The organism is Sneathiella sp. D3-11 (genome assembly GCF_055809395.1).
The window spans coordinates 2,563,052-2,583,244 of sequence record NZ_CM147911.1 but is presented as its reverse complement, the minus strand read 5'-3'; the positions used below and the strand labels follow the sequence as shown (position 1 = coordinate 2,583,244).

General features: G+C 50.9%; 22 protein-coding genes. 13 read left to right on the top strand and 9 right to left on the bottom strand.

What is annotated here, in order from left to right; genetic code table 11:
* Positions 1 to 75 precede the first annotated feature (75 nt).
* On the top strand, positions 76 to 426 hold the full coding sequence (locus AC0L73_RS13160; protein WP_227947757.1) for a DOPA 4,5-dioxygenase family protein: 351 nt from the start codon (positions 76 to 78) through the stop codon (positions 424 to 426).
* A gap of 5 nt (positions 427 to 431) precedes the next feature.
* Here AC0L73_RS13160 and AC0L73_RS13155 read toward each other — a convergent pair whose 3' ends face one another.
* Together AC0L73_RS13155 and AC0L73_RS13150 are read right to left on the bottom strand one after the other, a co-directional pair.
* A complete protein-coding gene (locus AC0L73_RS13155) occupies positions 432 to 755 on the bottom strand; it encodes a GcrA family cell cycle regulator (protein ID WP_227947758.1) in 324 nt (107 codons plus the stop codon).
* A 133-nt stretch (positions 756 to 888) separates the two neighbouring features.
* The gene (locus AC0L73_RS13150; protein ID WP_473653946.1) at positions 889 to 2,133 is read right to left on the bottom strand and encodes a PQQ-dependent sugar dehydrogenase; all 1,245 of its coding nucleotides are present in this window, start codon (positions 2,131 to 2,133) and stop codon (positions 889 to 891) included.
* Between the two features lie 142 nt (positions 2,134 to 2,275).
* Here AC0L73_RS13150 and AC0L73_RS13145 point away from each other — a divergent pair, with 142 nt between their 5' ends.
* Positions 2,276 to 2,995 (top strand): glutamine amidotransferase-related protein, encoded by a 720-nt coding sequence (locus tag AC0L73_RS13145; protein WP_227947760.1) that lies wholly within the window; start codon positions 2,276 to 2,278, stop codon positions 2,993 to 2,995.
* Here the strand turns inward: AC0L73_RS13145 and AC0L73_RS13140 are convergent.
* Complete coding sequence (locus AC0L73_RS13140; protein ID WP_473653945.1) at positions 2,992 to 4,182, bottom strand: CaiB/BaiF CoA transferase family protein; 1,191 nt, start codon at positions 4,180 to 4,182, stop codon at positions 2,992 to 2,994. The genes AC0L73_RS13145 and AC0L73_RS13140 overlap by 4 nt on opposite strands.
* A gap of 152 nt (positions 4,183 to 4,334) precedes the next feature.
* Positions 4,335 to 4,868, bottom strand: a complete 534-nt coding sequence (locus AC0L73_RS13135; RefSeq protein WP_227947762.1) for a peroxiredoxin-like family protein — start codon at positions 4,866 to 4,868, stop codon at positions 4,335 to 4,337.
* Between the two features lie 220 nt (positions 4,869 to 5,088).
* Here AC0L73_RS13135 and cobT point away from each other — a divergent pair, with 220 nt between their 5' ends.
* Positions 5,089 to 6,105 carry a nicotinate-nucleotide--dimethylbenzimidazole phosphoribosyltransferase gene (cobT, locus tag AC0L73_RS13130; protein WP_473653944.1) on the top strand — a complete coding sequence of 339 codons (1,017 nt, stop codon included), beginning with the start codon at positions 5,089 to 5,091 and terminating at the stop codon, positions 6,103 to 6,105.
* 2 nt (positions 6,106 to 6,107) lie between these two features.
* Here cobT and AC0L73_RS13125 read toward each other — a convergent pair whose 3' ends face one another.
* The gene (locus AC0L73_RS13125) at positions 6,108 to 6,743 is read right to left on the bottom strand and encodes a histidine phosphatase family protein (RefSeq protein WP_473653943.1); all 636 of its coding nucleotides are present in this window, start codon (positions 6,741 to 6,743) and stop codon (positions 6,108 to 6,110) included.
* A gap of 31 nt (positions 6,744 to 6,774) precedes the next feature.
* Positions 6,775 to 7,314 (bottom strand): putative pterin-binding protein, encoded by a 540-nt coding sequence (locus AC0L73_RS13120; protein WP_473653942.1) that lies wholly within the window; start codon positions 7,312 to 7,314, stop codon positions 6,775 to 6,777.
* A 144-nt stretch (positions 7,315 to 7,458) separates the two neighbouring features.
* On the opposite strand from AC0L73_RS13120, the gene AC0L73_RS13115 reads away from it, so the two are divergent.
* Positions 7,459 to 8,430, top strand: a complete 972-nt coding sequence (locus AC0L73_RS13115; RefSeq protein ID WP_227947765.1) for a glycosyltransferase family 9 protein — start codon at positions 7,459 to 7,461, stop codon at positions 8,428 to 8,430.
* Here AC0L73_RS13115 and AC0L73_RS13110 read toward each other — a convergent pair.
* Positions 8,427 to 10,229: an ABC transporter ATP-binding protein gene (locus AC0L73_RS13110; protein WP_473653941.1), complete on the bottom strand. Its 1,803-nt coding sequence runs from the start codon at positions 10,227 to 10,229 to the stop codon at positions 8,427 to 8,429. The two genes, AC0L73_RS13115 and AC0L73_RS13110, sit on opposite strands and share 4 nt — an antisense overlap.
* A 254-nt stretch (positions 10,230 to 10,483) precedes the next feature.
* Between AC0L73_RS13110 and AC0L73_RS13105 the strand changes: the two genes are divergently transcribed.
* Genes AC0L73_RS13105 through AC0L73_RS13090 form a run of 4 tightly spaced genes read left to right on the top strand, consistent with a single transcriptional unit; the run spans position 10,484 to position 14,224 of the window.
* A complete protein-coding gene (locus AC0L73_RS13105) occupies positions 10,484 to 11,566 on the top strand; it encodes a hypothetical protein (protein WP_473653940.1) in 1,083 nt (360 codons plus the stop codon).
* Positions 11,567 to 11,580: 14 nt separating this feature from the next.
* Positions 11,581 to 12,294, top strand: a complete 714-nt coding sequence (locus tag AC0L73_RS13100; RefSeq protein ID WP_473653939.1) for an imelysin family protein — start codon at positions 11,581 to 11,583, stop codon at positions 12,292 to 12,294.
* Positions 12,207 to 12,809: an imelysin family protein gene (locus tag AC0L73_RS13095; RefSeq protein ID WP_473655449.1), complete on the top strand. Its 603-nt coding sequence runs from the start codon at positions 12,207 to 12,209 to the stop codon at positions 12,807 to 12,809. The genes AC0L73_RS13100 and AC0L73_RS13095 overlap by 88 nt, the downstream gene beginning before the upstream one ends.
* 17 nt (positions 12,810 to 12,826) lie before the next feature.
* Positions 12,827 to 14,224, top strand: a complete 1,398-nt coding sequence (locus AC0L73_RS13090) for a di-heme oxidoreductase family protein (protein ID WP_473653938.1) — start codon at positions 12,827 to 12,829, stop codon at positions 14,222 to 14,224.
* 2 nt (positions 14,225 to 14,226) lie between these two features.
* Here AC0L73_RS13090 and AC0L73_RS13085 read toward each other — a convergent pair whose 3' ends face one another.
* Positions 14,227 to 15,402, bottom strand: coding sequence for an MFS transporter (locus AC0L73_RS13085; RefSeq protein WP_473653937.1), 1,176 nt, complete (start codon positions 15,400 to 15,402; stop codon positions 14,227 to 14,229).
* A gap of 271 nt (positions 15,403 to 15,673) precedes the next feature.
* On the opposite strand from AC0L73_RS13085, the gene AC0L73_RS13080 reads away from it, so the two are divergent.
* Together AC0L73_RS13080 and AC0L73_RS13075 are read left to right on the top strand one after the other, a co-directional pair.
* Positions 15,674 to 16,741 (top strand): Acg family FMN-binding oxidoreductase, encoded by a 1,068-nt coding sequence (locus AC0L73_RS13080; RefSeq protein WP_473653936.1) that lies wholly within the window; start codon positions 15,674 to 15,676, stop codon positions 16,739 to 16,741.
* On the top strand, positions 16,738 to 17,220 hold the full coding sequence (locus AC0L73_RS13075) for a MarR family winged helix-turn-helix transcriptional regulator (RefSeq protein WP_227947772.1): 483 nt from the start codon (positions 16,738 to 16,740) through the stop codon (positions 17,218 to 17,220). Before AC0L73_RS13080 ends, AC0L73_RS13075 begins: the two co-directional genes overlap by 4 nt.
* On the opposite strand, the gene AC0L73_RS13070 is transcribed toward AC0L73_RS13075, so the two are convergent.
* Entirely contained in the window at positions 17,217 to 18,101 is an 885-nt protein-coding gene (locus tag AC0L73_RS13070; RefSeq protein ID WP_227947773.1) for a DMT family transporter, read from the bottom strand. The genes AC0L73_RS13075 and AC0L73_RS13070 overlap by 4 nt on opposite strands.
* A gap of 208 nt (positions 18,102 to 18,309) precedes the next feature.
* Between AC0L73_RS13070 and AC0L73_RS13065 the strand changes: the two genes are divergently transcribed.
* The 3 genes from AC0L73_RS13065 (at position 18,310) to AC0L73_RS13055 (ending at position 20,183) form a co-directional block, all read left to right on the top strand.
* Positions 18,310 to 18,708 (top strand): metal-dependent hydrolase, encoded by a 399-nt coding sequence (locus AC0L73_RS13065; RefSeq protein WP_473653935.1) that lies wholly within the window; start codon positions 18,310 to 18,312, stop codon positions 18,706 to 18,708.
* Entirely contained in the window at positions 18,662 to 19,315 is a 654-nt protein-coding gene (locus AC0L73_RS13060) for a hypothetical protein (protein WP_473653934.1), read from the top strand. The genes AC0L73_RS13065 and AC0L73_RS13060 overlap by 47 nt, the downstream gene beginning before the upstream one ends.
* 85 nt (positions 19,316 to 19,400) lie before the next feature.
* Positions 19,401 to 20,183 (top strand): sulfite exporter TauE/SafE family protein, encoded by a 783-nt coding sequence (locus AC0L73_RS13055; RefSeq protein ID WP_473653933.1) that lies wholly within the window; start codon positions 19,401 to 19,403, stop codon positions 20,181 to 20,183.
* Positions 20,184 to 20,193 lie beyond the last annotated feature (10 nt).

Here is a 20,193-nt window from a genome sequence, read left to right as displayed (position 1 = left end):
GACAAAGCAACGTGGAGTACCTATGTTAACAAGTATCGGCTCTTTAAGGCCAGTAAATTTTCGAAGGAAAATTTTATGTCTCACGACTTGAACCAGCGAGTAATCGGATACCACGCCCATATCTACTATCGCCCGGAAACAAAAGCCGCCGCGGCCAGCGTCCGTGAGCAGTTAGGCGCTCAGTTTGACGTCACCTTGGGCCGCTGGCATGACAGACCTGTTGGACCTCACCCGATATCCATGTATCAGGTGGCGTTCACAATCGAAGAGTTCGAGAAAATTGTTCCCTGGCTTATGCTTAACCGTCAGGGCCTTGATATTTTAGTCCACCCGGAAACCGGCCATGACCTTGAAGATCATCGCGATCATGCGCTTTGGCTTGGCGAAAAGCTGAAACTTAATCTGGGAATGTTTGAAGCGGCCTGAAAAGCCTAGTTATTGTCTTTGTTTTGATAGGCCATGTTGCAATGCTTCAGGCAATAAGGCTTGCTCGGCACTGCTTCATCGCCACAAAAATGGAAATTATCCTCACCCGGATGGCCAATGGGCCATTGGCAAGCGCGATGCGCCGGAATGACTTTCTTCTTCGGCTTGGCCGCCGCAGGTGTTGATTTGGATGACAAGCCAAGACGGTTCGCCTTCCCAATAACGGCATTGCGTGTGACATCGCCCAGCTCCTCGGCAATTTCCGCGGCTGTTTTGCCGGAGCCCCAGAGCTTTTTCAGCGTCTCAATACGTTCTTCAGTCCAACTCATTCCACGATCTCTTGTTGCGGTTGCCCTAAATCAACAGCGGCCGCAATCCATATAATTGTCGCGCCGCCGCCAAAGCCTCACTGATATATCCCTGACAGCGCAGAGAGTCTCATAATAATTCCGTTTTGGCGTATTATGGTGCATAGGAAATACGCCATACCGTTTGACTAACGGCATCGGCCACCAGGAGGGAGCCATCAGCCGCCACCGTGAGGCCCACCGGTCGGCCCCAGACTTTTGCAGCACCAGGATCTTCAACTTCGATACGAAATCCAGTAGCGAAATTCTGATAGGACCCCGTTGGTTTGCCCCCGTCAAATGGCACCCTGACAATTTTATATCCCGTCGGTACGGATGCATTCCATGACCCCTGAAAGGCAACGAACGCATCATTTTTATATTCTGCCGGGAACTGATCGCCATGATAGAATGTCAGGCCAAGTGGCGCGGAATGGGACTGGAACAAGACATCAGGCAGGATTGATTTTGCGACCATCTCTGGAGCCCGATCAGCATAGTCCGGATCGGGAATAGTGCCGGAGTAGGCATAAGGCCAACCGTAAAACCCGCCCTGCTTCACTTCCGTCAGATAATCCGGCACCAAACCGTCGCCATAGCCATCACGCTCATTCACCACCGTATAAAGCGCGCCGGTAACGGGGTTAAAATCCATACCAACGGGGTTTCTAAGGCCCGTCGCCACTGTTTCCATCCGGTTGTCGTCAAGATAGAGTTTTTGAATACTGGCACGCGGGAGCGGTTCTATGGCGATATTCGACGCGCTTCCGACGGAAATATAGAGGGCATTATCTTTCGCGTCATACAGCAGAATTCGCGTCCAATGCCCATGCCCATCACCCAGCGATCCAGGCTCCGTAACGTCCTCAACCGGTCCAGTGACGTCGAGATCCCCAACGTCGAAGGGAACGCGACGGACCTGTGTTTCTTCTCCAATATAAAGCCAGTCGCCGATGATCGCCATGCCATGCGGTGTCTCCAAGCCATCAACCAGTGTTTTCTCGATTTCCGCCCGGCCATCCTCATCCGCATCACGCAAAATAGTAATCTTGCCGCCGCGGGGCTCCGCCAGCAAGACATCCCCATTTTCCAGCGCGTAAAGCCATCTCGCATGCGTCAACCCCCTGCGAAAGGGGTTTACAATAAAGCCAGGGGGTAGATTTAGTTCACCTTTTATATTTGAACTGACGCGCCGCGGACTGAGTGCCTCAACAGGTGTTGCATATGGTTCGGGAAGATCCTCGGCACGGATAGTGATAATCGCCCCAACTTCATCCGTGTCCTCTGCATATGCCACAGGCACTGGAATTGCGGCTGCTGATAGACCGACTAAAATCGCCAGATATTTTAACGATATCATTGTACTTGCCATTTCCCCTCGCCGGTAATCAATTGCCAATCATTTTAATATAATAATGGGATATGGTCTTGTATCGGACTAAAGGAAAGCTAAACTAAGGCGCAGGCCGATTTTTCGTTTAAGCGAGGATTTTGTTCCAATAATGTCGCAAAAAGTTCTTCTTGTTCTCCATCAGGCAACGTCTGATCCTGGCCATGTCGGCGAAGCCATTCGCACCCGAGGATTTGAACTCGATATGCGCATTCCAGCGATTGGGCAACCATTGCCAAAAACGATGGAAGAACATGCCGCCGCTGTCATTTTTGGTGGCCCAATGAGTGCCAATGATGATCATGAGGAATTCATCCGTGAAGAAACCAAGCTGATCGATGTCCTTCTAAAAAGCGAAACTCCGTATCTCGGGATTTGTCTTGGCGCCCAGATAATGGCCCGCGCCTTGGGTGCCCGCGTCGCGGAGCATGAAGATGGATTGCGGGAGGTTGGATACTACCAGCTTACTCCTGCTGTCGACGATTGCCATCTCTTCAAGAAACCGATGATGGCCTATCAATGGCACCGCGAAGGATTTGATGTCCCGGAAGGGGCCACTTTGCTCGCCCGCGGCGACTTCTTTCCAAATCAAGCCTTTCAAGTAGGGAAAAATGCTTACGGTATCCAGTTCCACCCAGAAGTAACAGAGGCCATGAACCGCCGCTGGACAATTAAAGCATCGCATATGCTAAGCGATCCCGGTGCACAGTCACGGGATGCGCAGCTTGAAGGCCGGCGTAAATATGACGCCGACATGCGCGATTGGCTCGATCTTTTTCTGGATCATTGGCTGCCGCCGCTTGCGCAGCGGCAGGCCGCAGTCGGCAGCTAAATTACACGCTTGGACCTTAAGTCCGCGATCTCCTCAGCCGAATAACCGAGGCTTTGCATGGTTTCGTCCGTATGCTCACCCAGTGTCGGCGCCCTGCTTTTAAGCTTTGTGTCGGTTTTCGACATCTTGATAGGTAATTCGGTAACGGGGATCTTCTTGTCAAACCCCGGATACTCGACTTCTTTTAGCAAACCCATTGCCGCAAGATGAGGATCATCCAGTACCTCCTGAGGGGTCATGACGGGTCCGCAAGGAAGACGAACGGCGTCCATCTCAGCAATTGCCTCCTTCGTCGTTCTTTCCGCACACCATTTCGCCATGCGCTCAGAGATGATTTCGTTATTGTCACCACGACTCTGGTCTGTCTTGAAGCGCGGATCACTGAGCCAATGATCCTCCCCAATCAGTTTTGTCCAACGTTCGAACAACGGCCAACCGAGTGATTGCACCAGAACCCAACCATCTTTTGTCTTGAATGTATCGCCATGCCCGGCACCCTGTGCGCGGTTTGCTGTTCCGACCCGATTTAACTGAAGCATCGCCTGCTCCATTAGCGTCACACTGGAAATAAGTACGGAAGAACCAAACAGCGACGTGTTGATCACCTGACCTTCACCTGTCATATCCCGGTGACGGAGCGCGGCCATTGTCCCGATAGCTCCCATCAGAGCCGTCGTAAAATCAACATATGGGCCATATAGCTTGCGGGGCTCACCCTCGCTGCCGGACATATGCATAACACCAGACATTGCCTGACCGAGACCATCAAATCCGACGCGGTTTTTGTAAGGCCCTTCATCACCAAAGGCGGAGCCATGAGTCAGAATAATATCTTCCTTGACGGCTTTCAGGCTTTCATAATCAAGCCCCATGGCCTCCAGTGTTTCAATCGGAAGATTGGCAACAACTACATCAGCGGTTTTCACCAAGCGCTTGACCACCTCACGCCCTTCGGGCTTCATTGGATTGAGGGTAATGCCTTTTTTATTCTGCGCCATTTGCATAAAGAGGCCGCCGTCACCCGTCTGCTCTTCTGTGAGAGGTGTGACATAGCGATCTTCGCTACCTGCCAGCTTTTCAATACGGATAACCTCTGCACCAAAGTCGGACAATACTGTTGCGCAATAGGGGCCCGCGATATAGCGACCGAAATCCAGCACCCGAATTCCCGATAGAATATTTGACATATCACTCCTTCCTGATCGTTCTTGTTATTATTACACAGGTTTATCGCCTACGATTTTGCGGGCAAGAGTGCACTTAATTGCTACATTTGGCAATTGTTTTAAAACCGAAACATGGCAACTTTTTCTGTGCCGAGAGAAGAATTCTTCAGAATTTATGCGGCATGGGTTCCGCGAATGGGGTAATCATTTTCCCGGATGAATTTCACACCCCGGAGAATTGCCCCAAGTTCCGGCCGCGCAAACGGAGCATTCGAAATATCAATGATTTGAATGACATTATCTGGCCGAATAACAAAAAGCCCCGGCTCCGGGAATGGCTGATCCGTCTCCTTGGGAGAGCGTGGATCAGAAATATAAAGCCCGAGTTTCTTCATTTGATCAATAGACAGGTCATATCCAACAGGAAAGCTGAGCGCATTGTCCTTCGTGACAGCATCCGCCTTCTCTTGCCCATCCCCGGAGATGGCAACAACGTCCAAACCGGCTTCTTCAAATTCCCCTTTCAGGCTTTCAAGCTGCGTTAAATAACGCATGCATATAGGGCAATGCTTTCCGCGATAGATAATTACAAGTCGCCATTTTTTGGTATCTGCCGTTCCATTGCCAATTGCTAGCTTACCGCCGGACACAAGAGGAACTTCAATTTTTGGGAATGCCTGCCCTGCCGTAAGTTTATTACTTGTCATTTTGTCTATCCCTTTGCAGTGTTATAGGCCATTATTTCCAGCCAATATGGAACAATCGTTCCAGTAATGTAGAAACTTTGTATCTGTTAAACAAGGTCAATTATGCAGACCGGCTTTCTTGCTAATTTATGTCGGTCCATGGATTGAATTAAGTCCGATCTTCCCTAAAATGACGCTGATCTTCAACTCCCTCCTGTAAATGCATAGGTTCTGATAAATTATGGCCTCCTCTCTTAGCGAATTCCGCAAGGAACTCTCCAACCTTACCACAATAAGCCGATCTTCCACTGAGGCTGCTGTCGCCCGCGATGCCGTGCTAACGAAGCCAGCGGGGTCGCTTGGTGAACTCGAAACGCTCGCTTTTTGGCTTTCCGGTTGGCAGGGCAAGCATCCGCCAAGCTGCGACCATCCGCAGGTAGTTATTTTCGCAGGGAATCACGGGGTTTGCGATCAAGGTGTTTCTGCTTTTCCGCAGGAGGTAACCGTTCAAATGGTCGCAAATTTCGAACGAGGGGGTGCGGCCATTAACCAGCTTGCCCTCGCTTTTGGCGCGAGTTTTTCGGTAAATGCCCTAGCGCTCGACAACCCGACCGCTGATTTCACAAAAGCCCCGGCAATGGATGAGGCGGAATGTGCAAACGCACTTTCTGAGGGGTGGGATTCCGTCGACAGCAAAACCGATATCCTTATCGTCGGGGAAATGGGGATCGGAAATACCACCGTGGCAGCGGCTCTTTCGGCCGCCCTTCTGGGCGGCGACGGCGCGGACTGGGCCGGCCCCGGTACTGGCGTTACAGAAGAAGGCATACGACGGAAGGCAGCGGCAATCAATGCCGGGCTAACCCGCCATCGCGACATACTTGATGACCCACTGAAAATACTCCAATGTCTTGGCGGGCGTGAAATCGCCGCCATGACCGGTGCCATTCTGTCGGCACGGCAGAAACATACCCCTGTTCTGCTCGACGGATTTGTTGCCACGGCGGCCGCAACCGTCCTTTTCAAGGCAAATCCAAAGGCTCTTGATCATTGCGTAGCGGGGCATGTCTCTGCTGAACCCGGCCATAAGAAGCTGCTCAAAGCAATCAACAAGGAGCCATTACTCTCGCTTGGCATGCGCCTCGGCGAAGGTTCCGGCGCAGCCTTGGCCCTTGCTATTATCAAGGGCGCCGTCGCCACACACAATGGCATGGCGAGCTTTGCTGATGCCGGAGTAAGCGAAGAGAAAACCGATTAGCGTTAGGAATATTGAGTTCGGTTCAGATCATTTACAAAGTTCACACGCCAATTCGTGCTCCCATCGCTCTGAAAGGACGTTAAATGGGTGAGTGAGAGGGGATCTACCGCTAGGGAGAGCATCTTTTCGGGTATCATACTTAGGGCCAGCCCCACAATCGCCCGGATCACACCCGCATGTGTCACGAGAACAAAATTTCGTGTCTCCCCGGACTGCTTAAGAATGTCAATTTCTCCTTGCACACGATTGAGAAGGTCCTGAAAACTTTCCCCCGCCTCTGGTCTAAAGGTTGCGGGGTGGTCGAAGAAATCACGATAATGCTCCCCCTCCGCCGCGGCCACCTCCTGATAGGTTTTTCCTTCCCACTGACCAAAACTCTGCTCGCGCAACGTTGAACGTTCCAGTACGGGCATATCTGCGCATCCTTGCCGGTCAAGAATATGCCGCGCAGTGTCACGGCACCGCGCCAGATCACTTGTGACAACGACACTCTTTTTGGGAAGTAATTGCGCGAGAGTATCCAACCTGCCTGTGTCAGAAAAATCGCCATCTAAATCGAGATGGCCATAGATCATGTCAGCATTAACAGGCGCGTGGCGGATCAACCACCATTCCTGTGTTACATAATCCCCCGTCATATCATCAGACGATCGATGAGCGGTGACCCGTTTATTCCACTGCTAATTTCGTGAGCTGCCAGATCGACCTGCCATAATATTTTTCCTGGGCAAGTTCCTTATTCATATCATAGGGATAAATGATCCAAAATGGTGCGTAGACGCCATCTTCCAGCCACTCTCCGTCCATCTTATAGGCAATAATAACCTCGAAGTCCTCAGCGTCGGAAATAGGGATTTCAACTGTATACCCATCAACCGCCGTGGCTTTGAGGACTGTGCCTGCGGCTTCCACTTTATCCAGAATATCCCGCAAGAGAACCCCGCGAAAGCGAGTCTTTCCTGTTGTCCAGGGGCTGCGTGTGATGACTTCAACCGGCGTCGAAGCCGCCATATCGCCCGGGCTGAAATATATCGAACCATGAATGGAAGTGATTTTACCTGTAATTGTTAATTGCTGATCTTCCGCACGCGCCACTGAAGCACCGAAGACAAGAATCGCGATCATCACGACTAAAAAAGCCAAATTTCCGTATCTGTATGACCTGTCGCTCTTTGCTAAAGAATCTGCCAATGCTTCACTCCCAATCAATTTTGTTTGCCCGCGTCCACCGCGGCGACCTATAAAATCTGTTTCAGCCCCTCCCCCTCAGCTATTCAGGCCTGATAATGATGGAGGTAGCGACAATAATCGTATATGTACCCGATACTAAAGATTACGTTCAAAGGTTTTTTTATGAAGAGGACTTTATTCGTCGCCTCGAACCGATTGGGAGATGCCGTCCTGACAACGGGCGTGTTGCATTATCTCCTTGAGACAGAGCCGGATATCGCTGTCACAGTGATATGCGGCAATATTCCCAAAAGCATATTTGAATCCATTCCCGGCGTGGAGCGCGTCATCGGCATTAACAAGCGGCGATTTAGCCTGCACTGGCCGGAAGTTGCATTAAAGCTTGGCCCCGTTTTCTGGCACCGCATCGTCGATTTCCGTGGTTCTCTACTTGGGTTTCTTCCCGGTCGCCACAGACATATCTGGCGAGGTGGCCAGGACGATATTCACAAAGCCGTTGCAAATGCGAAGCTGATCGGTCTGGATACTCCCTTACCACCAAGAATTATGCCAAGCGAAGAGCAACTCATTGCCACACAAAAATGGCTCGGCCCAAAAGAAGTGCAAGGGCCGATATTGGCTCTCGCTCCGACAGCAAATTTTTACCAAAAGCAGTGGCATTATGAAAATTATCTCAAACTCGCTAAAGAACTGACGGCGAAAGGCTGCATTCTTGAAGGTGCCCGCATTGCCGTTTTTGGTGCTCCGGGAGAGGAGGCGCAAGCCATGCCTGTCGTAGAGGCGCTTCCCGAGGCTCAGGTTATCAATCTGGTTGGCAAAACCACACCGATGGAGGCCGCCGCTGTCCTGTCACAATGCGCACTGTTTGTCGGCAATGATTCCGGTCTCATGCATACGGCGGTTGCTGTTCAAATACCAACAGTGGCTTTGTTTGGCATTGGAAAGCCAGCTGTCTACGGACCATGGGGTGAAAAGTCCTTATGCCTGAAAAGCACTCCGCATGGCACCCCCATCACCAGATCGAACAACCCCAAAGACGCAGATAAAGAAGAACCGCTTCCTTTTGACTATGTGCGAAGAGAAATAGAAGCATTTTATCGCAGGATTAGCGAAGAGCCCCTGTCGGAAATTTAGGACTTCACCTCACGGAAAGGTGTAACGCCGCCGTCGAGAGAAAACTGGTGGTTATAGAGATCCGCATAGACCCCCTCTTTCTTCAAGAGTTGATCATGAGCGCCGCTTTCCACTATCTCACCTTCCACGACGACATTTATCATATCTGCATCGAGAATAGTCGACAGCCTATGCGCGATCACAAGGGAGGTTCGCCCCTTCATCAGATGTTTAAGTGCCCTCTGTATTTTACGTTCTGACTCAGTATCAAGAGCCGAGGTTGCCTCATCGAGAAGCAGGATCGGCGCATCTTTCAACATTGCACGCGCAATAGAAATACGTTGTTTCTGGCCACCGGAAAGGCGGACGCCATGGCTACCGACAAGTGTTTCATACCCCTTCGGTAAAGCCGAAACGAAGTCATGAACCGCTGCGGCTTTAGCTGCCTCTACAATCTCCTCGTCGGTCGCATCATCGCGGCCATATGCAATATTCGCTTTAATCGTATCATCAAACAGGAACACATCCTGACTCACCAGAGCAATTTTCTGACGAAGCGAAGCCAAGGTGACATCTCGAACATTTTGCCCATCGACCAGAATTTCTCCGTCGTTCACATCGTAAAATCGCGGGATAAGGTTCAGTATGGTTGATTTACCTCCGCCTGAGGGTCCGACCAGCGCAACCCGTTTCCCGGCCTCAAGCTTCAACGAAATGTCGTTCAGGACGATTTCATCATTTTGATAGGCGAATTTAACATGTCGGAACTCGATATCTCCCCGGTGGAATTCAAGCATGGCGGCCATTGGGCTATCCACAACCTTATGATCAATATCCAAGAGAGCAAAAATTCGTTGCGCCGCTGCGAGGCCGGTTTGCATTCTTGGAAAAAGCTTCGCCACACTTTTGATAGGTTGATACGCCAACATAATTGCAGTGATAAAAGCAAAGAATGTGCCCGGCGTGGTCTGTCCTTCGATCACGCTACTCGCGCCATAGAAAATCACACCGGCAATCAGAAACCCCGCCAATGTCTCAACAATCGGTCCGCTTGACGCCTCGATCCTCAACGCCTTGAACTGCATTTTGAAGCGATCTTCAATCACTTCGTCGCCCTGCTGCACGGCCTGATTTTCACGATCATAGGCCTTCACCACACGAATCCCCTGAAAGTTCTCCTCCAGGAAGGAACTGAAATCCGCTGTTTGCTCGAGCACTTTGTTCGATGCCTTGCGGGAACGCTTGCCAAGTTGACGGATTGCCAACGCACCGGGAGGCAAGGCGATCAGGATAAACAGAGCCATTTTCCAGTCATAATAAAACAGCGACGCGATTAGGAATATTGCTGTAAGGGTGTCCTTGGTCATAACCACCAAAGTCTGGGTGGCGACCGTTTTCAGGTAATTTGTATCAAAGACAAAACGGGAAATCAGATTGCCCGAGGCGTTTTCATGAAACCAGGCCAGATCCGCAAAAACGAGTTTTTTAAATAGATTTTTCTGGATATCAGAGACAATACGCGTACCAATCCAGTCCATGACGATTGTTTGTCCGTATGTCGCAAATCCACGGGCCGCGAAAATACCGATCACAGCAAGAGTGGTGTAAATCACGAACTCCGGATTTTTATCGAAGAATACCTCATCAATGATTGGCTTCATGATAAAAGCTGTCGCTGTGGCAGTCAGGGCGCTCACGATCATAAAGAAAATGGCAAGAAACAGTCGGCCTTTATAATGGGAGACATAATCCCGCAACAATCGACCATACAGAACCACTGTCGCTGAATTATTTGGAATATCGGGAGTTGTTTTGCTCAATCTGTTATCCGGCTTTATCTTGTATAAACTGGCCCACAGGTAGCACAGGGGCCTTTTCCTGAATAGCGTAAACGCCCTTTTAGTGTCTTTGCGCGCATCATAGACGACCGAGATACAACAGTATTGGGGCGACCGCCAGAAATCCAAACTATAGCACCCATTTTGTCAAGATTTTAGTTGCGAATGATTTGCATTTTTATTATTAGTCGTAGTTGCGAATGAAAATCAAACCTAGAATCTGAAAGAACATCTCCATGTTAATTTACCGTTCGGGGCCAGCGGGATACCTGCTTGCGCTTACCGCCGCCTTTCCGATATCACTTGTTGCTGTCTCCGCATCCGCCGAAGAGACAAGCTATCCGCAAATAACCGGAGAGCTTTCCGTCGAGATTGAGAATGACTGGACATACCAATCGGATGACCCCACAGCAGAGATTAACGACCTCTATCCCACGGTTGTTCTTGGTACAAATGTCGCCTTTACAGACGCCTTTTCCCTTAACTTCGAAGCCACGCTCGAGCCCGTCGAAGACGCAACAAGTGATCGGGCGTTTGAAGACTTGGGAGGATATCTGAATATTATCACCGCTAACTATGACGGTGAGACAGTTTCCGCTTACGCCGGTAAGTTCACCCCGAACTTCGGCATTGCCTGGGATATCGCGCCGGGAATTTTCGGCACCAACCTGAATGAAGACTACGAGTTGGCGGAGATGGTCGGATTTGGTGGCGGATTTCATTTTGAAGCTGCGGGTGCCCATACAATGTCAGCTAGCACTTTTTTCCAGGATACAAGTTTCTTAAGCAATTCTGTTGGAACAAAACGAGGGCCGTTGGAACTTTCAGACGGCGGTGCTGGCAATACGGAAGACTTCTCTTCATTTGCTGTCGCATTTGATGGTGAATTTCAACATGTTGCCGGATTTCGGTATCATCTTGGCTTTTCCTCTCTCGGGGCTGGCGAGGGTGGCAATGACCGACAGCTTGGCTATGCCATTGGCGGCGAATACGCCTTTAACATCGGCGAGAACCTGACCATTTCTCCCATGGCTGAATATGTCTATTTCGATAATTATGGCGGCATGGGCAATGACACTGCGAAATATTTCACGGGCGGACTGGCGCTCAATTATGAGAACTGGGTTGCCTCGACCACCTATCAGTTGCGCGATACGGAAGTTTCCGGCGTCACTACCGATGACTATGTCGTCGACTTTACCGTGGGTTATGTCTTTGACATGGGCCTCGGGGTAGCTGCCGCATGGCGTGGCGCCGAAGAAGACAACGTCGATTCAGAGGGCCTTGGCCTTCTCCTTTCATACGCAATTGAATTCTAAGCATGAGGAACCCAATGAGAAAAATTAGCTTATATGCAGGCATCTCCTGCATAGCACTGGCACTCGCTTCCGTGTCCTATGCTTCACAAACCGATCCTATCCGAAATATCTCAAGCTATGCCCTTGATAAGGATGCCGCCGGATATGTTCCGAAGTATGACGCTTATCCGGTCATCGCAAATTATGCCGCATTGGTCGCGGAAAACTACAGTCAGTCCCTGCTGGACGCAAAAGACCTGCAAACTGCCATCGGCGAGCTGCTGGAAAATCCATCCCAGGAAACGCTGAGCGCAGCACGGAACGCTTGGCTGAATGCCCGCACGAGCTATTTACAGACGGAGGCATTTCGCTTTTATGAAGGACCTATCGATTTCGTAGACGAAAAAACCGGCGAAGAAGGACCGGAAGGCCGGCTCAATGCTTGGCCGATGAATGAAGGCTTTATTGACTATGTTGAAGGAAACCCGAAAGCTGGAATCATCAATAATACGTCTATCGAGATCACCGCAGCCTCCATTCGTGAAAATGACCAAGTGGAAGACGAGGCAGATGTCACGACCGGCTATCATGCCATTGAATTCCTGCTCTGGGGACAGGACATGAACCCCACCTCCCTGGCGACCGTCCTTATACAGACTTCATCGTCGGGAAGGATAACAACGACAGACGGCGGCTCTATCTTAAAACGATCACTGAGATGCTGGTTGACGATTTGGAAAGGCTGGTGACAGCCTGGAATACCAGCGATCCAGACAGCTACGCCGCAACATTCAAAGCATATTCGGATCGCGAAGCGCTTGGCCGAATTCTAACCTCGCTCGCAACACTTAGCGAGTTTGAGCTGGCCCTGGAACGCATTGCAACCGGGTTAGACAGTGGCGATCAGGAGGACGAGCAGTCTTGTTTCTCCGACAATACACTTAATGACGTCATTTTTGACCAGCGCGGGATACGGAATGTCTATTTCGGCAGCTACGGCAGCGTGAATGGCCCCGGCATCAGCGACCTTGTCGGCGACCTCGCACCAGATCTAAACAAGCGTATGATCACCGCGCTTAACCAGACCGACGCAGCGATTTCATCACTCAATTATCCGTTCGACTCTATTCTGGCATCGGCGCCAAAAAGTCAGGCCCGCGCAGAGGCAGAGGCCGTGATTACTGCCTTGCAAGCTCAATCAGATGTCATTAAGGACATTGGCAAACTCCTCGGAGTTAAAGTCATCGTCCCTACCGGCGGTTAAAAGGAACCACAACAAAAATGCAACGGACGCTTTGGGTCACAGTAGCCCTGATACTGCCACTTATCCTGTCGGCAACTATCGTTAAGGCCGACTACGACACCAAAGCGCCCATATCTGCTTCTCCGGGTGGGGAGACAACGCAACCGACCCGAGGGAAAAATTCTTTTTCACTGCCTGCCGCGAATATAAACCGCGATCAACTTCGTATTTTTTTCTTTGGCAACAAGCTCTTCAATACAAACTGGGTAATCGCGCCCGCGTCGGTCAAAACGCTCGATGGCCTCGGCCCGACCTTTAACCGCGTCTCCTGCTCGGGTTGTCACTTAAGAGACGGGCGCGGCCAGCCGCCCACGAAAAAGGGCGGGGAGTTTCTTTCCATGCTTGTCCGGCTAAGTGTCTCTGGCGCGGATGAGCATGGCGGCCCAAACCCTCATCCTATCTATGGCGATCAGTTAAATGACCGGTCAATTCCCTCTGTTCCGGCGGAGGGCAAGGTCATGATCGAAACTACCGAAATTTCCGGCCAGTTTACAGATGGCACGCCCTACTCTCTTCTCCGGCCGGAATATCATTTTTCCGACCTTGCATTCGGTCCATTGGGACCGGATATTATGATTTCACCCCGGGTGGCTCCGGCCGTCATAGGCCTTGGGTTGCTCGAAGCGATTTCTGAAGAGGATTTAAAGGCAATTGCGGACCCGAAAGATGTCGATGATGACGGCATTTCCGGCCGGCTCAACCATGTGTGGGATCAAGGCAAAAAAGCAATGCGTATTGGCCGGTTCGGCTGGAAGTCAAACGCGGCGTCACTTCTTCATCAGAACGCAGCCGCCGCTTTCGGCGATATCGGCCTTACTTCAAATTTGTTTCCTGAGCAGAATTGTCCGGAAGGGCAAGACGCCTGCCGCAATGCACCGCTTGGGAATGCGCCCGAGCTTAGTGATGAGTTTCTGGACAAGATGACACTCTATACCCAGACGCTTGCAGTCCCGATCCGGCGGCATGTTGATGAGCCGGATGTCGTTGCAGGGGAGTCATTGTTCCGCGATATCGGCTGTGCCTCTTGCCATATCCCGACATTTGTAACAGGAAAACATCCGGCGCTACCGATACTCTCCAACCAGACGATCCACCCTTTCACGGACCTTTTGCTCCATGACATGGGCGATGACCTCGCCGATGGCCGGACGGATTTTGTGGCGACTGGCAAAGAATGGCGCACCGCACCGCTCTGGGGTATTGGTTTAGTTGAGGCGGTCAACAAACATTCAAGGTTCCTCCATGATGGCCGCGCCCGCTCAATCGAGGAAGCTATCCTCTGGCACGGCGGAGAGGCGAAAAATGCAAAGGACTCATACCGCAGCCTGGATGCCTTGGAACGCCGGCAACTTCTGGCTTTCCTGAATTCTCTTTAAATTTACTGCGCCGTATGCAATCGGTCATAACGCTTTACCTGCCGCAAGAGGATCAGAGCCAACAACAGCCCGATTGCGGAAAGTAGTGCCATAAACAGGAAATTATAGGATCCGTCCTGCTGATGCAGCCACCCGGCCGCAATGGTGAAAATGCCGAAGAATACCCCCATGGCGAGGCTGTCATAGAGGCCTTGAGCGGACGCCGAAATTGCCGGCGGCACGCGTTTCCCGATATACGCAATGAATGACATATAGAGAAGTGCGAACGTCAAGGCGTGAAGAGTCTGGGCGAAACCGATGAGGATCGGTGAAGCCGCGACGGCAAGCAGAAGCCAGCGCACCATGCCTCCAAGTGCCGCGACGGCAATCATCGGCGTCGCACCAAAGCGGGCGATCAGACGGCCTGAGACTGCGAACATCCCGATCTCTGCTACAACCCCGATCACCCAAAACAGCGTAATTTCAGCATTTGTATAGCCTAGATTAGCCCAGTGAATAGCACTAAAGCCATACAGTCCAGCATGGGTGGAAAGGAGCAAAGAAACCGTTACGACAAAAAGCGGAAAATTCGGCAGTGTGAGTGGCCTGAAGAATGGCGCTTTTCCTTTTTCAGGCTTCGTCCGGATTCCCGGAAGCAAAAGAGAGACGAAAAGCAGAAATACCGCCGCCAACACCATCGATACATAAATTGTGTCAATGCCATACTGATCGGCAGCTGCCCCCACGAGAAGCGAAAAAGCAATAAAGCTCAATGATCCCCAGAGGCGGGCTTTACCAAAATCGATACCGACTGTCTGCTGCGCGCGAAGTGTCAGTCCGTCGGAAAGCGGTACTGCAGAGGAAAGAGCCGCCCCCGCCGCACCCCAGATCAACGCATAAAGAAGCCACCCCTCCGTGTAGGGGAGCAAAATCAGGGCCGCAATAACGAACAGGGCCAAGGCGATCAGAATGCTTTTGCGATTTCCCGTCATATCCGCGATCCATGACGTCAGGGGCACAAAGATCAACTTGGCCCAATAGGCCGCGCCCATCACAATGCCGACATACTCCACCGAGATATAATGTTCTAGCCATCGCGGCCAGATAGGAATAGCGATCCCATAGACCGAAAAAAAGGCGACGTAATAGAGCGACATCCGAAGATGTGCGGATCGCTTTGAATAGTCAGTCTCTGCCATCAGGAAAACACTCGCCAATTAGCGGAGGTTCTTCATACCTCAATAAGTACTCACAACAAACTGAAGAATTGCCAGGCTCTGCCCGGCCCCCGCATTTCCACTAAATAATGTGACATAGATCACTTGAATTCCATGGAATTTACTTTATTCTAATACTCATACAACGATGAATGGAGGAATTGTGATGGATCGGCGCAAATTTATTAGGACAATTGGCGGAAGTGGATTAGTGATCGCGGCTTCCGGGTTCTCTTTGTCCAGATGCGATCAAATGCCAGAAAGCGCAATTTCCCCTTGGAGCGGGCCGGCTCCGGACCTTCCCGATCGGGAGTGGCTGTTAAGTTATGCCATCCTCGCTCCCAAACCCCATAACAGACAGCCTTGGCTCGCGGATCTATCCAAAGATGATGAGATTACCCTGTTTGCAGATCCAGAAAGATTGCTTCCTCATACAGATCCTTTCGGGCGACAGGTCCTGATCGGCCATGGCACATTTCTCGAACTTCTCGGCATTGCAGCACGGGAAAAAGGCTACCGCACGAAGATTACACTGTTCCCGAACGGGGAGCCAGCAGGTGACAGCCTCGAAATCGGAACCATGCCAGTGGCACGCATCCAGCTTGAAAAGGACGTGTCCATATCTACCGATCCCCTTTTCGGTGATATTCTCAACCGCCGTTCCAACAAGGAAGGATATGAGGAGGCTTATCTCAACGCGACAGATGAGCAGATCATAGAAAGCCTGCCGTTGCTTGACGGGCAACGAACCGGTATTGCAACAAATGAAGCGGATGTCTCTCCCCTTAGGGAGTTTGCTCGCCTCTCGGTTCTCAAGGAAATTGAAACGCCCCGCACTCTCCTTGAAAGTGTTGAACTAACCAGAATAGGTGCCACGGAAATTGCCGCAAACCCTGACGGGATCGACTTGAACGGCCCTCTATTCTGGTGGCTCAAAAGGTTTAATTTAATGAGCAAGGAAAAGGCAATGACGCCTGGCACATTGGCCCATCAAGGCGGTATCGATTACGCCATGGGGTGGGTAGAGGGTACTTACAATATGGGTTGGCTATCAACCGCTGATAATTCAAGAAGCGCGCAAGTAAATGCCGGCCGGAGCTACGTTCGCCTGAACCTAATGGCAACCAATGCAGGAATTGCCATACATCCGGTTAGCCAGGTTTTGCAGGAATATCCCGAAATGCGAGAGATTCAATCCGACTTTTTAGATCATTTAGGGATAGAAGCACCCGAAACCGTGCAAATGTTCTACCGATTAGGCTATCAAACTAACGTTTCCCCTTCCCCACGCCGTAAAATGCCTGATATAGTAATCGCATGAGCGCAAACAGAGAAAACGAGAAGTATGACCGGAAGGAAGAGCTTCCGTCTTCGGATTTTCGCATCATCAACTGGATTGGGATTATCAGCCAGCTGACGGATACGAAGATGCGGCAGCTTCTCGACGGAACAGATGTTCCTCCTCCACAGTTCATCCTTCTCAACCATTTCATGCATCAGCCTGAAGAGGGCAAGACAGTCTCCGGGATCGCTTGGGCCATGCAGCAGCCGCAGCCGGGCATAACCAAGACAATTGCGAAGATGCTCAAAAAAGACTTTCTGCGCGCGGAAGACAATCCAGCGGATGGACGCTCAAAAATCCTTTATCTGACCAAAGCTGGTAAGAAGGCCCATGCAAAGGCGCAGGAGCGATTGGAAGCTGCACTCGCCGATACCTTCGATGGCTGGCGTGAGTGGGAGAAAAAGGACTTTTTCAGCTTCCTCGACAAGCTGAAGGTCTATCTGGACGAGAACCGCTAAACTTCGGGTTCGTTGGCAAGTTCGGGAGTTTTCTTTGCCGTTCGAAGATTGATTATCGCGACACCGGCAAGAGTCACTATTCCTCCAAGAACAAAGCGCAATGTAATAGGCTCGGAGAAGAGCACGACACCGAAGGCAACGCCAAATATCGGGGCCAACAACCCAAAGGGCGTCAATGCGGCGATCGGATAACGCTGAATAAGATAGTACCAGCCGCCATGGGCAAAAATCGTAGTGACGACAACAACAAAAGCAAGGGCACCGACCGCTTCCCATCCCATCGACATTACTGAATCAACCTGACCCGTTTCCAGAATAAATGAAAGCAACATCAATGGCAGAACAGAGATCGCACCGATCCAAGCTTGCATCGACATGGTACCGACATTCTGGATTTGCCGCATCATAATCAGGCCAACGGACATAAAAAGTGCCGCGATGGCAACTAGGGTAACGCCCTCAAGCTGATCAAAAATCACTGGATCAAACCCCAGAATCATGACCCCACCAAACGCCATGATGATTCCCAATATACGCCGCCAGCCGATTGTTTCCTTTAACAGGATCACCGCCATAATCACCGAGAATGGCGCAATAAGTTGGCTTGTGATGGCAACCGCCGTAACACCGCCCGCGGCAAAAATTCCAAGATAAAGAAAAGTGAAATGGAAAACCCCAACAGTTATGGCAATCCAGAAAATCGCCTTCATCCGTCCTTTGATGATTCTCAAGAAGGGCGACAGCAAAATTGCCACCAGCAAGAATCGCAGCGCCGTAAAGAAAAGGGGCGGAAAATGATCAAGGCCAACCTTCGACGCAACAAATGAAAATCCCCATATCGCACTGATAACAAGGGCCATCGCAATATGAGGAAGAGACATAGAAGAGCTTTCCAGGCTGTTATTTTGGCCATTTCGGGACTGCAATGGATATTAAAAGCAGTCGCGAGCACATGATTAATGACCTACACATAGCGTAACGTCGTATATATATGCATCATTTATCTCAGGTTAGATGCTAGAAAATAGTTCTGAAGGTGAAAACACCGGCAGACTTGGTAAATAATCTGCACTCGGATACAGGGATAGAATGGATTCAGTTACGCAGTTTGTATTAGGTGCCAGCATTTCCGGTGCGTTGTTAGGCCCACGCATTGGGCCAAAAGCCCTGTTGATAGGCGGCATTGTCGCGACCTTACCCGATCTTGACAGTTTTGTTCCTCTTGATGATGCCATCGATAACATGACTTATCATCGGGGCTTCAGCCACTCCGTTATTGTTCAAACGGTCCTCTCTCCGCTGATCGCACTCGCGATAGGCAAGATCGCCCCGTCAAGCTGGCAACATAAGAAAATGCTGTTCCTGACGGTCTGGCTGGCGTTGATCACGCATAGTTTGCTGGATCTCGCTCACAACCTACGGCACACAGATTTTCTGGCCGTTGGAGATCGGTCCACCCGTTGCCCTACCGGCCGTTTTCATTATTGATCCGGCCTATACCCTGCTCTTACTTGCCGGAATTACCGCCATCCTGCTCGCCCGAAAAAAGCCGGGCGGCGGTTATCGCATGAACCGCATCATGTTGGCACTCAGCTGCGCCTATCTCGCAGTCGGAATGGCGGAAAATACCATCATCTCCAGCCGCGCAAAAGCCGATCCTATCTTTCGGGATATGCGTATTCATGTGCAGCCGACGGCCTTTAACCTGCTGGTCTGGCAAGTCACAGCCATTTCCGACGATAAGATATCGACAGGCTTGACGAGCCTTCTCAATAACTGTGGTGTTCGCAATCTGATTACGGTTCCACGCCAGCAAGTTCCGCCCGGAATTAAGAAAATTCCGCCATCCGTGAAAAGATTGGAATGGTTTACAGATGGATTTTATTCCTATGGCGAAAAGGATGGGGCCCGGATCATTACGGACCTGAGAATGGGGTTTTATCCAAACTATGTCTTTTCTTTCAAATTCGCGGAAAATTCAACCGACGATGTGATCATAATTCCGCCTGAACGCATTCGCCTCACATACGCGGAGCGCGCAGGTGAGATGTTCTCACTTATCGAGGAGACATTGAGAGGATGTGAGGAAGAGTAGCGGGAGCGGTTATCTCTTCGCCTGGCGCAAATATAAATCTTTCCACTCAATTTCAAGCATTGCAATTTAATGCTGGCGAACCTTCATGGCCGGAGGTACTCTTACCCGTCGAGCCAGCCTGACTGATCGCGTCTCCTATGAAATTTACCGTCTAACGGATGTCAAAATGCTCTCAATACTTACTCTTGGATTTTTAATCGGTATGCGCCATGCGCTTGAGGCGGATCATGTCGCCGCGGTCGCGAGCCTCGCGTCAGGCAGCAAGAATATCCGGGAAACGGTATTCCATGGCGCTGTCTGGGGTCTCGGCCATACGGTTGCCCTCATGGTTATCGGCACAATCGTTATTGTGATGAACAGTACTGTGCCAGAAACAATCGCCCATTGGCTGGAATTTACAGTCGGAATTATGCTGGTATTGCTGGGGGTGGATGTGATCCGACGGATGATCCGGGATCGGGTGCATTTCCATTTCCACAGACATGCATCTGCTAAACACGCTCATCTGCATGCCCACTCCCATAGAGGAGAAGGCAAGCATACCTCCTCCTCCCATGAGCATACACATAACAAAGGCCTGACGGCGCGTGTCCTTGCCGTCGGTATTATGCACGGGATGGCGGGTTCAGCCGCACTTGTCCTGCTCGTCGCCGGATCCATTACCAGCACGATAACGGCTGTTCTTTATATTGCCCTCTTCGGCTTTGGCTCCATTGTCGGTATGGCCGCTCTCTCCGCCGCTATCGCCGTGCCATTGCGATATTCAGCAAAGTCCATGACATGGGCGTATAACAGCTTACAAGTTATTGTCGGCATCGGCACTATGTCGCTCGGCATCTATACGATGTACAGCCTTGGCCTTGCCTGAAAACAATCTG

Excerpts from the sequence above, each read along its gene's own strand:
- AC0L73_RS13070 (WP_227947773.1), bottom strand. The coding sequence starts at position 18,101 with ATGTCTCTTCCTCATATTGCGATGGCCCTTGTTATCAGTGCGATATGG.
- AC0L73_RS13075 (WP_227947772.1), top strand. The coding sequence starts at position 16,738 with ATGAGCGCAAACAGAGAAAACGAGAAGTATGACCGGAAGGAAGAGCTT.
- AC0L73_RS13065 (WP_473653935.1), top strand. The coding sequence starts at position 18,310 with ATGGATTCAGTTACGCAGTTTGTATTAGGTGCCAGCATTTCCGGTGCG.
- AC0L73_RS13160 (WP_227947757.1), top strand. The coding sequence starts at position 76 with ATGTCTCACGACTTGAACCAGCGAGTAATCGGATACCACGCCCATATC.
- AC0L73_RS13085 (WP_473653937.1), bottom strand. The coding sequence starts at position 15,402 with ATGGCAGAGACTGACTATTCAAAGCGATCCGCACATCTTCGGATGTCG.
- cobT (WP_473653944.1), top strand. The coding sequence starts at position 5,089 with ATGGCCTCCTCTCTTAGCGAATTCCGCAAGGAACTCTCCAACCTTACC.
- AC0L73_RS13055 (WP_473653933.1), top strand. The coding sequence starts at position 19,401 with ATGGCCGGAGGTACTCTTACCCGTCGAGCCAGCCTGACTGATCGCGTC.
- AC0L73_RS13125 (WP_473653943.1), bottom strand. The coding sequence starts at position 6,743 with ATGACGGGGGATTATGTAACACAGGAATGGTGGTTGATCCGCCACGCG.
- AC0L73_RS13140 (WP_473653945.1), bottom strand. The coding sequence starts at position 4,182 with ATGTCAAATATTCTATCGGGAATTCGGGTGCTGGATTTCGGTCGCTAT.
- AC0L73_RS13090 (WP_473653938.1), top strand. The coding sequence starts at position 12,827 with ATGCAACGGACGCTTTGGGTCACAGTAGCCCTGATACTGCCACTTATC.
- AC0L73_RS13080 (WP_473653936.1), top strand. The coding sequence starts at position 15,674 with ATGCCAGAAAGCGCAATTTCCCCTTGGAGCGGGCCGGCTCCGGACCTT.
- AC0L73_RS13135 (WP_227947762.1), bottom strand. The coding sequence starts at position 4,868 with ATGACAAGTAATAAACTTACGGCAGGGCAGGCATTCCCAAAAATTGAA.
- AC0L73_RS13145 (WP_227947760.1), top strand. The coding sequence starts at position 2,276 with ATGTCGCAAAAAGTTCTTCTTGTTCTCCATCAGGCAACGTCTGATCCT.
- AC0L73_RS13155 (WP_227947758.1), bottom strand. The coding sequence starts at position 755 with ATGAGTTGGACTGAAGAACGTATTGAGACGCTGAAAAAGCTCTGGGGC.
- AC0L73_RS13115 (WP_227947765.1), top strand. The coding sequence starts at position 7,459 with ATGAAGAGGACTTTATTCGTCGCCTCGAACCGATTGGGAGATGCCGTC.
- AC0L73_RS13100 (WP_473653939.1), top strand. The coding sequence starts at position 11,581 with ATGAGAAAAATTAGCTTATATGCAGGCATCTCCTGCATAGCACTGGCA.
- AC0L73_RS13150 (WP_473653946.1), bottom strand. The coding sequence starts at position 2,133 with ATGATATCGTTAAAATATCTGGCGATTTTAGTCGGTCTATCAGCAGCC.
- AC0L73_RS13105 (WP_473653940.1), top strand. The coding sequence starts at position 10,484 with ATGTTAATTTACCGTTCGGGGCCAGCGGGATACCTGCTTGCGCTTACC.